This window comes from Rhizobium sp. Rhizsp42, from assembly GCF_047304155.1.
Classification (GTDB): Bacteria; Pseudomonadota; Alphaproteobacteria; order Rhizobiales; family Rhizobiaceae; genus Rhizobium.
Map to the genome: position 1 here is coordinate 99090 of NZ_JBGLYS010000020.1, position 9796 is coordinate 108885.

7 protein-coding genes are annotated in these 9796 nt (G+C 62.1%); 5 read left to right on the plus strand and 2 right to left on the minus strand.

Annotated features, from left to right (window positions below):
- Positions 1-318 precede the first annotated feature (318 nt).
- Positions 319-702 (plus strand): glyoxalase superfamily protein, encoded by a 384-nt coding sequence (locus ACCD05_RS19290; protein ID WP_413394702.1) that lies wholly within the window; start codon positions 319-321, stop codon positions 700-702.
- An 80-nt stretch (positions 703-782) separates the two neighbouring features.
- Here the strand turns inward: ACCD05_RS19290 and ACCD05_RS19295 are convergent, their stop codons facing one another.
- The gene (locus tag ACCD05_RS19295) at positions 783-1211 is read right to left on the minus strand and encodes an Lrp/AsnC family transcriptional regulator (protein ID WP_047508503.1); all 429 of its coding nucleotides are present in this window, start codon (positions 1209-1211) and stop codon (positions 783-785) included.
- Positions 1212-1357: 146 nt separating this feature from the next.
- On the opposite strand from ACCD05_RS19295, the gene rocF reads away from it, so the two are divergent.
- The 4 genes from rocF to clpB all read left to right on the plus strand — a co-directional run bounded on the left by rocF (position 1358) and on the right by clpB (position 7139).
- Complete coding sequence (rocF, locus tag ACCD05_RS19300) at positions 1358-2293, plus strand: arginase (RefSeq protein ID WP_413394706.1); 936 nt, start codon at positions 1358-1360, stop codon at positions 2291-2293.
- Positions 2294-2338: 45 nt separating this feature from the next.
- Positions 2339-3538 (plus strand): ornithine--oxo-acid transaminase, encoded by a 1200-nt coding sequence (rocD, locus tag ACCD05_RS19305; RefSeq protein WP_112982357.1) that lies wholly within the window; start codon positions 2339-2341, stop codon positions 3536-3538.
- A 232-nt stretch (positions 3539-3770) separates the two neighbouring features.
- Entirely contained in the window at positions 3771-4250 is a 480-nt protein-coding gene (locus ACCD05_RS19310) for a chemotaxis protein CheW (protein WP_047508497.1), read from the plus strand.
- Positions 4251-4541: 291 nt separating this feature from the next.
- Positions 4542-7139: an ATP-dependent chaperone ClpB gene (clpB, locus tag ACCD05_RS19315; protein WP_018901595.1), complete on the plus strand. Its 2598-nt coding sequence runs from the start codon at positions 4542-4544 to the stop codon at positions 7137-7139.
- Positions 7140-7447: 308 nt separating this feature from the next.
- Here the strand turns inward: clpB and ACCD05_RS19320 are convergent, their stop codons facing one another.
- Positions 7448-9388, minus strand: coding sequence for a M23 family metallopeptidase (locus ACCD05_RS19320; protein ID WP_413394709.1), 1941 nt, complete (start codon positions 9386-9388; stop codon positions 7448-7450).
- Positions 9389-9796 lie beyond the last annotated feature (408 nt).

Below are 9796 nucleotides of genomic sequence, written 5' to 3' on the forward strand. Positions count from 1 at the left end.
TGACATCTGCGATGGTTAGATTTGAGCCATGGGAAACCTGCACAAAGTAATTACGATCATTCTAAGCATAATCGGGCTGATCCTCGGCGGTTGGCTTGGCTATGAACTCGCAGGCCCGATTGGGGTATTGGTATTCACACCGCTGGGCGCTCTGGCTGGGTTGGTTGTGAGCTTTCTCAATTGGAGATTACTCTATTTTCTAGGGTGACCGCTTCTGACGTTTTGCGCACGAAGCGCTCTCGTTTGCTCGGCCCCTTTGCGGGCACATAAATCTACCTGTAGATTCAACCAGTGGGTATCGACGTAGCGGAGACTTGCATGAGCGAAATTGCCCTGACGTCCATCGTCCCGATCCTCTTTGTGCGTGATGTGCCGGCGAGCGCCCAATTCTTCAACGAGAAGCTCGGATTTGACGTCGATTTCCTCCACGGTACGCCGCCGTTTTACGGCGCCGTGTCGCGCGGCGCGGCTTGCCTACATCTTCGGTGTGTCAGCAAACCGAATTTTGCCGATCTGGCAGCACGCGAGGTCTCGCTCATTCTCGCTGCAATTGAGGTTTCGGACGTGCACGGGTTGTTTGAGGAACTGCGGGACCGCGGCGCGGAGTTTGCGCAGCAGCCAACCAGCCAGCCCTGGGGTGGAACAGACTTCCATGTCCGTGACCCGGACGGGAACGTGATTTCGTTCGTCGCCTACGATTGATGGAACCATAGCCGCATCAGTCTTGAAATAACCGCTTCTGGCGCAAAGCCGCCGTCTCGGCCACCTCTCCCGCTCTCGCCTTAAAAGCTGGTCTTCCGCGTCTTCAGCAATATGTTCGTCTCAGTCGTGTTGATGCCGTCGATCAGTCTTATGCGGCGCAGGGTTTCGTCGAAGGAGACGAGGTCGCGGTCTTCGAGTTCGGCGATGAAATCCCATTTGCCGTTGGTGCTGTGGAGTGCGCGCACCTGCGGCAGGCCGCGCAGCTGGTCGGCGACCTTGTCGGCGAGTTTGCCGAGCACTTCGATCATGACGATGGCGCGCACGCCGGCGGCGCGGGTTTCGTGGCCGGTGCGGATGGTGAAGGCGGCGATGGTGCCGTTGGCGACCAATCTGTCGATGCGCGCGGCGACGGTGGCGCGTGAGGCGCCGGTCATGGCGGCAAGCGAGGAAACGGGCGTGCGGGCATTGTGGCGCAGAGCGCTCAGAAGTTCCTGATCGAGGTCGTCCATGGTCTTACTTTGCAGGAGCGGGGTTTCACTTTGTATGGTTGGACTTGGCAAACTGTCAAATCATGCTGTGAAACTGGCACTTTTTCATCTTTTTGTCGCCGTGGCGATGTCAGATATTCAACCGAAGCAGTGAGCAGGAGAGACAAATGCAGGCACAGTCGCGATCGGTCACCCTTATCGGTGCGCCTTTGGAAGAGGGCTCCGGCCGCAGGGGGGCCGCGATGGGGCCGACGGCGCTTCGTATTGCTGGTGTCGACCGCGCGCTTGTCGATCTCGGCCATGATGTCGCTGACGCAGGAGACGTGCAGATCGTGCCGGCCCGCGATTTGCCGAACAATCCGAAGGCGCACAATCTGCGCACCGTCGGCGCCTTCACGCGAGCGCTCGAAGCCGGCGTCTACGAGATCGCCGATGCCGGCCGTTTCCCGATCATTCTCGGCGGCGACCACAGCCTGTCGATGGGCACGGTATCGGGAATGGCGCGCTATGCCGCCAAGCAGAAGCGGCCGCTTTTCGTGCTCTGGCTCGATGCGCATTCGGATTTCAACACGCCGGAGACATCGCCTTCGGGCAATATTCACGGCATGCCCGTCGCCTATTATTGCGGCCAGGCCGATCTCTCCGACATCCTGCCGCGCGACCGGCCGCTGGTCGAGCCGAAGAATGTCTTCCAGGTCGGCATCCGCTCGGTCGATGCGCCGGAGCGCGAGCTGATCAAGGAGCACGGCGTCAATGTCTTCGACATGCGCTCGATCGACGAGCAGGGGGTGGCGGCGATCATGCGCGACATTCTCTCCAAGGTCGAAGCGGCGAACGCGCTGTTTCATGTCAGCCTCGATGTCGATTTCCTCGATCCTGACGTCGCGCCCGGTGTCGGCACGACGGTGCCTGGCGGAGCGACCTTCCGCGAGGCGCATCTCATCATGGAGATGCTCTGCGACAGCGGGCTCGTCTCCTCTCTCGATCTGGTCGAGCTCAACCCGTTTCTCGACGATCGCGGCAAGAGCGCCCGCGTTCTCGTTGAGCTGACGGCCAGCCTGTTCGGCCGCCGCATCTTCGACCGCCCGACGCGCGCCGCATAAGAACCCGTGCCGCATAAGAACCCGCATAACAAAAAGGGGACGACCATGAGCAGTTCAGCCAGATTGATCGATACGGAGCAGCGCCTGGGCGCCCATAACTACAAGCCGCTCGACGTCGTCCTGACGCGCGGCGAGGGCGTTTATGTATGGGATACCGATGGCAAGCGCTATCTCGATTGCCTCTCTGCCTATTCGGCCGTCAACCAGGGGCATTGCCACCCGAAGATCCTTTCGGCCATGGTCGAGCAGGCGGGCAAGCTGACGCTGACCTCGCGCGCCTTCCGCAACGACCAGCTGGCGCATCTCTACGAGGAACTCGCGGCACTGACGGGATCGCACAAGATCCTGCCGATGAACTCCGGCGCCGAGGCTGTCGAGACCGCGATCAAGGCGGTGCGCAAATGGGGATATGAGGTGAAGGGCGTGCCGGAGGGCAAGGCCGAGATCATCGTCTGCTCTGACAATTTCCACGGCCGGACGCTGAGCATCATCAGCTTCTCCACCGATCCGGATGCACGTAGTGGCTTCGGCCCCTATACGCCGGGCTTCCGCACCGTTCCTTTCGGTGATGCGGAAGCCTTTGCCGCGGCGATCAACGAGAACACGGTGGCGGCGCTGATCGAGCCGATCCAGGGCGAGGCGGGTGTCATCATCCCGCAGCCGGGCTATTTCAAGACGGTGCGCCAGCTCTGCACCGACAACAAGGTCACGCTCATCCTCGACGAGATCCAGACCGGGCTCGGTCGCACCGGCAAGCTGCTGGCAGAGGAGCACGAGGGCATCGAGGCGGACGTGACGCTGATCGGCAAGGCGCTGTCGGGCGGCTTCTATCCTGTTTCCGCCGTGCTTTCGAATTCCGAAGTGCTGGGCGTCTTGAAGCCCGGCCAGCACGGCTCGACGTTCGGCGGCAATCCGCTTGCCTGCGCCGTAGCGCGCGCGGCGCTGAAGGTGCTGACGGAAGAAGACATGATCGGCAATGCCGAGCGCATGGGAAACTATTTCCTCGAGGGTCTGCGGTCGATCCGCTCGAACATCGTGAAAGAGGTGCGCGGGCGCGGGCTGATGATGGCGATCGAGCTGGTGCCGGAAGCCGGCGGCGCACGGCAATATTGCTACGCGCTGAAGGATCTCGGCCTTCTTGCCAAGGACACCCACGAAAACACCATCCGCCTGGCGCCACCGCTTGTGATCACCAAGGATCAGGTCGAGTGGGCGGTGGAGCAGATCGAGAAGACCATCGTCTGAGACTTGGCCGCGTTGGACGGGTCCGTGATCCGTTCGACGCATTCCCTCACTCACCGGGCGAAAAATCCTGCCGGTCGGTTTAGATTTGGGAAACACTCTTTCTTTACAGTCCTCAGTAACCGTAACGGTACTCTTCATATTCAGAGAACTGGCGGCTTGAAGGCAAAGTGCATCGACGCCAATGGTGGCGTGGTTGCTTCTGCCCTGGCTTTCGACAGTTGGGACATTTTTAATGACGACGATCAATTCTCCGAGCTTCAGTGGCGATACGCTTGAGATCATTGCCTTCCGCCTGCACGACCAGGAATTCTGCGTGAAGACGACGACCATTCGCGAAATCCGCGGCTGGGCGCCTTCGACGCCGATCCCGCATTCGCCGGCCGATGTCATCGGCGTCATGAACCTGCGCGGCTCTGTCATTCCGATCATTGACCTCGCCTTCAAGCTCGGCATGAAGAGCACCGTCGCCAACGAGCGCAGCGCCATCGTCGTCGCCGAAGTGCACAACATGGTCATCGGCATGCTCGTTGACCGCGTCTCCGACATCCTGACGATTTCGGCCGATCAGGTGCAGCCGGTTCCCGAAGTTACCGCTTCCTTCGACCGCGCCTTCTGCGAAGGCATCATCGCTTCCGAAAACGGCATGATCTGCTTCCTGAACCTCGCCAAGATGTTCAAGGAAAACGAGACGGACGATCTGGTCGCCGCCTAAGCGCCTTTCGATACAATTCGATCCCGCCCCGCCCGAGCAGCCGCTCCGGCGGGGCGATCTCGTTTTCGGCCTGCCGGTCGCCGCCCGCGGGCCGCGGCCGCTTGCTCGCAGGCGTGGTTTTTTGGGCGCGCCACCTCTTTAAACTTTCGCGGCTTCCCACCATATCCTGAGCAAGTTCTTCGCCTCGGTTTCGGCCGCCGGCGAAGAGACATGGCTCGCCTCTTGAGGGAGCTCAATCTCAGTCATCGGCCTGTGCCTTATGAGGGCAGGGCGATTTAAGGAGGTCTATTTATGAATATTGAAAAATACTCCGAGCGGGTGCGCGGTTTCATCCAGTCGGCGCAGACCTATGCGCTGGCCCAGGGTCACCAGCAGTTCTCGCCCGAGCATGTGCTGAAAGTGCTGCTCGACGACGACCAAGGCATGGCCGCGTCTCTCATCGAGCGGGCCGGCGGCGACGCCAAGGCCGCCCGCCTTGCCAACGATGCCGCCCTTGCCAAGCTGCCGAAGGTCTCCGGCGGCAATGGCCAGATCTATCTTGCCGCACCGCTCGCCAAGGTTCTCTCGACCGCCGAAGAAGCATCGAAGAAGGCCGGCGACAGCTTCGTCACGGTCGAGCGTCTGTTGCAGGCGCTGGCAATGGAATCGTCCACGGCGATCACGCTGAAGAATGCCGGCGTGACGGCGGTGACGCTCAACCAGGTCATCAACGAAATCCGCAAGGGCCGCACGGCCGACAGCGCCAATGCCGAACAGGGCTTCGACGCTCTGAAGAAATTCGCCCGCGACCTGACGGCGGAAGCCCGTGATGGCCGGCTCGATCCCGTGATCGGCCGCGATGACGAAATCCGCCGCACCATCCAGGTGCTCTCGCGCCGTACCAAGAACAACCCCGTTCTCATCGGTGAGCCCGGCGTCGGCAAGACGGCGATCGCTGAAGGTCTGGCGCTGCGCATCGTCAATGGCGACGTGCCGGAATCGCTGAAAGACAAGAAGCTGATGGCGCTCGACATGGGCGCTCTGATTGCCGGCGCGAAATATCGCGGCGAGTTCGAAGAGCGCTTGAAGAGCGTGCTCAACGAGGTGCAGGCCGAAAACGGCGAGATCATCCTCTTCATCGACGAGATGCACACGCTCGTCGGTGCCGGCAAGGGTGACGGCGCGATGGATGCCTCGAACCTCCTGAAGCCGGCGCTGGCCCGCGGCGAACTGCATTGCGTCGGCGCGACCACGCTCGACGAATACCGCAAGCATGTCGAGAAGGACCCGGCGCTCGCCCGTCGTTTCCAGCCGATCGTCGTCGAAGAGCCGACGGTCGAGGACACGATCTCGATCCTGCGCGGCCTGAAGGAGAAGTACGAGCAGCACCACAAGGTCCGGATTTCGGATTCGTCGCTTGTGGCGGCCGCTACGCTGTCGAACCGCTACATCACCGACCGCTTTTTGCCCGATAAAGCGATCGACCTGATGGACGAGGCGGCGGCGCGCCTGCGCATGCAGGTCGATTCCAAGCCGGAAGAGCTCGACGAACTCGATCGCCGCATCATGCAGCTGAAGATCGAGCGCGAAGCGCTGAAGAAGGAAACCGATGTCGCTTCGGCCGACCGGCTGGTGCGGCTGGAGACCGAGCTTACCGATCTGGAAGAGAGCGCCGATGCACTGACGGCCCGCTGGCAGGCGGAAAAGCAGAAGCTCGGCCTAGCAGCGGACCTGAAGAAGGAACTCGACGATGCCCGCAACGATCTGGCGATCGCTCAGCGCAAGGGCGAATTCCAGCGCGCCGGCGAATTGACTTACGGCGTCATTCCGGAGCTTGAAAAGAAGCTCTCGGAGGCTGAAGCGCAGGACAATGATCGCAGCGCCATGGTGCAGGAGGTCGTGACCCCTGATAACATCGCGCATGTCGTCTCCCGCTGGACCGGCATTCCGGTCGAGAAGATGCTGGAAGGCGATCGCGAGAAGCTGCTTCGGATGGAAGACGAGCTGGCGAAGTCGGTGATCGGCCAGGGTGACGCGGTTCAGGCCGTGTCGCGGGCGGTGCGCCGTGCGCGCGCCGGCCTGCAGGATCCGAACCGGCCGCTCGGCTCGTTCATCTTCCTCGGCCCGACCGGCGTCGGCAAGACGGAGCTGACCAAGGCATTGGCTCGCTTCCTCTTCGACGACGAGACGGCGATGGTGCGTATGGATATGTCCGAGTACATGGAGAAGCACTCCGTGGCGCGGCTGATCGGCGCCCCTCCCGGCTATGTCGGCTATGAGGAAGGCGGTTCGCTGACGGAAGCGGTGCGTCGCCGGCCCTATCAGGTCGTGCTGTTCGACGAGATCGAAAAGGCGCATCCGGATGTCTTCAACGTGCTGCTGCAGGTGCTCGACGACGGCCGCCTGACCGATGGTCAGGGCCGCACCGTCGACTTCCGCAACACGATGATCATCATGACGTCGAACTTGGGAGCCGAATATCTGACGCAGCTGAAGGATGGCGACGACAGCGATCTGGTGCGCGAGCAGGTGATGGAGATGGTGCGCGGCCACTTCCGGCCGGAGTTCCTGAACCGCATCGACGAAATCATCCTCTTCCACCGCCTGAAGCGGGACGAGATGGGCGCGATCGTCGACATCCAGCTGCAGCGTCTGGTGAAGCTCTTGGCCGAGCGCAAGATCACCATCGAACTCGACGACGAGGCCACGCATTGGCTCGCCAACAAGGGTTACGATCCTGTCTACGGCGCGCGGCCGCTGAAGCGGGTGATCCAGAAATACGTCCAGGACCCGCTCGCCGAGCAGATCCTCGGCGGACAGGTGCCGGATGGGTCGACGGTGAAGATCACCGGCGGGACCGATCGTCTGCTGTTCCGCACTAGGAGTGCTGGTGTCAGCGAAGCGGCGTAAGCGGATTGGTGTGTGAGTGGAAACGGCGGCTTCGGCCGCCGTTTTTGTGTTTTGTCGGCGAAGCGCTGACGTTGGCGCTCGGCATACCCCCCTCTGTCCTGCCGGACATCTCCCCCACAAGGGGGGAGATCAACCCGCGGTTAAGGTCTGCGCCAAACATTGAGGTAGGAGCGAGCGGCTACGCCCAGCCAATCTCCCCACCTGTGGGGGAGATGCCCGGCAGGGCAGAGGGGGGTAACACACGGCACAACGCCGGCGGCAGTGCCCGGCGTACCTCATCAAGCCGAAATCCTCGACCAACCCGAAAACTATTTGCTCGCCACCTGCGGCGGCGGCTGGTTGCCCAGCAGCGTATCGATCCGCTTGCGCTCATCCTCGAACTTGGCGAGCGCCGGACCGGCGAGCGACTTGCCGCCCGGCAGGCGCACGCGCAGCGGGTCGACCTTGGTACCGTTGACGATCATCTCGTAATGCAGATGCGGGCCGGTCGATTCACCAGTCGTGCCGACCCAGCCGATCACCTGGCCCTGGCGCACCTTGGCGCCGGGGACGACGCCCTTGGCGATCGCGCTCTGGTGATTATACGAGGATTCGTAGCCATTGGCGTGACGCACGATCGTCTGGTTGCCGTAGCCGCCACTGTCCCAGCCGGCCTTCTCCACCGTGCCGTTGCCGACGGCGATGATCGCCGTGCCGCGCGGGGCGGCCCAGTCGACGCCGGTGTGCATACGGGCAAAGCCCAGGATCGGGTGGCGGCGCATGCCGAAGCCGGAGCGGAAGATGCCGTTGGGGACCGGGTTGCGCAGCAGAAACTGGCGAATGCTCTTGCCGTCTTGGTCGAAGTAATCGATCGAGCCGTCTTCCGGATCCTGGAAGCGGTAGAAACGCGTCTGGGTATCGCCGAAGCGGGCATTGACATAGAGCAGTTCGGACTGATCCGTCGCCTGGCCGCTGGCATCGGCCACCGAGAAGAAGGCCTCGAGCGTATCGGTCGGGCGCAGCTCGGCCTGGAAGTCGACGCTGCTGGCGAGAAGCTTGATGATCAGCGCCGTCATGTCCTTGGTCATGCCATAGGAGAGGGCGGCGCGATAAATGCCGTCATAGACGCGCGGAAGATTCTGGTTCGACGGCGCGGTCATGGCGCTGTCGTCGAAAGCGGTGGCGATCGCATCGAGCTTCGGCGGCTCGCTGCCGGCCACGTAATGGTCGGTGTCGTCGAGTGCCACCGTGACGACATGCCGGGAACCGCGATAGACGCTGGCGCGGATGATCTTCGCCTGCTCACCCTTCTGCAGGATGCCGATGCGCAGCACGTCGCCCTTCGACAGGTTCTCCGAGCCGAACAATGGCGCGAGATAGGTGGAGAGACCCTTCGCCTGCGGCTCCGGATAGCCCGAATCCATCATGGCCTTGACGATCGGCGTATCCTGGCGAACCGGCACGATGTCGTCGGCGAATTCCTCGGTCTGCGGCGTGATGGATTCCGGCGCCGATACCGTCATGTTCTGCTCGAGCACGCGGGCGGTCAGGCCCGATGCCAGGTCGACGTCGTTGTCGTCTGTCGAGAAGCGCTGCGGGTCGACATAATAGAGGGCGGCGACCTGCGAGGCGCCATCTGTGAGCACCGAGCCGTTGGAGCGGACGTTTTCCTCGATCTCGTCGAGCGACATGCCGGCGGCGATCTTCAGGTTGGAAGCCGATGTCGGATAGGCCTCGGTCTTCAGGCTGACTTCGGATTCGACGTCGGAGCCGTAGATCTGGCCGGTGCGCACGCCCGGCTGCGGTTCGGGCTCGTCGGCCGAGAAGATCGAGAGCGGGTTGAAGGCCGGGTAATCCTCGGTGGCGACGTGATTGGCGGCAAGCGTCATCTTCACGCGCGCGAAGGGCTGGCGGCGCACCACTTCCTTGTCGCCTTCATGAACGACGGTCGAGACTTCCATGATCTTGCGATCGGAGGGCTTGGCGGCAATGGCAGGCGCGATCAGGCGGCCGCCACGGGTTACGTCGGCGTCGGGATTGGCGGTGTTGGCAATGCTGGCATAGGCCTCGGCAGGGATCGCAAGCTGTTGGCGGCCGTCGAGGGCGGCAAACAGCGCCACTCCCATCAATACGCTCGAGGTGATGCCGGTCAGGAAGGTGCCGGAGAGCCAGCGCAGCGAAACTTCGCGGCGGTCGGGCGCACGTCTGCCATCGGCGAGAAGGGCTGGCTCGTTGCCGAACGAGCGGATCATCATCTTCTCAGTCACCATGGCGAAGGCGTCCGCATCCTTTCAGCTGATCGGGTCAACCAGGCCCAGGGGGCATTGGGGTGGCCGGAAAAGTGCATAGTTTACATATGGGAGTCAAATGAGCGGACCCGAATGGACCGGCCACGACGTTCACGCTGACCTTGAGACCACCTGATTGTGAAAATGTGAGGGCAGACGGCCTCGTCTCATGCTTTTGCGGTCCTATATAGAGGTGGATGCTTGCCGGAAGCCTGCGCCAAAGCGGTGCGTTTCCAGCCCCCAAACGAGCCTTCTGGAAATTCCTTAGCCAAATCAGTCAGTTGCCAGAAACTGCGATTTTTTGAAAAAGGCTTGTTGACTTGTTTGGGTTAGGGGCCTTATAAGCCGCTTCACAGAACGAGGGCGGCGGCGCTGCTGGCGACGGTGACT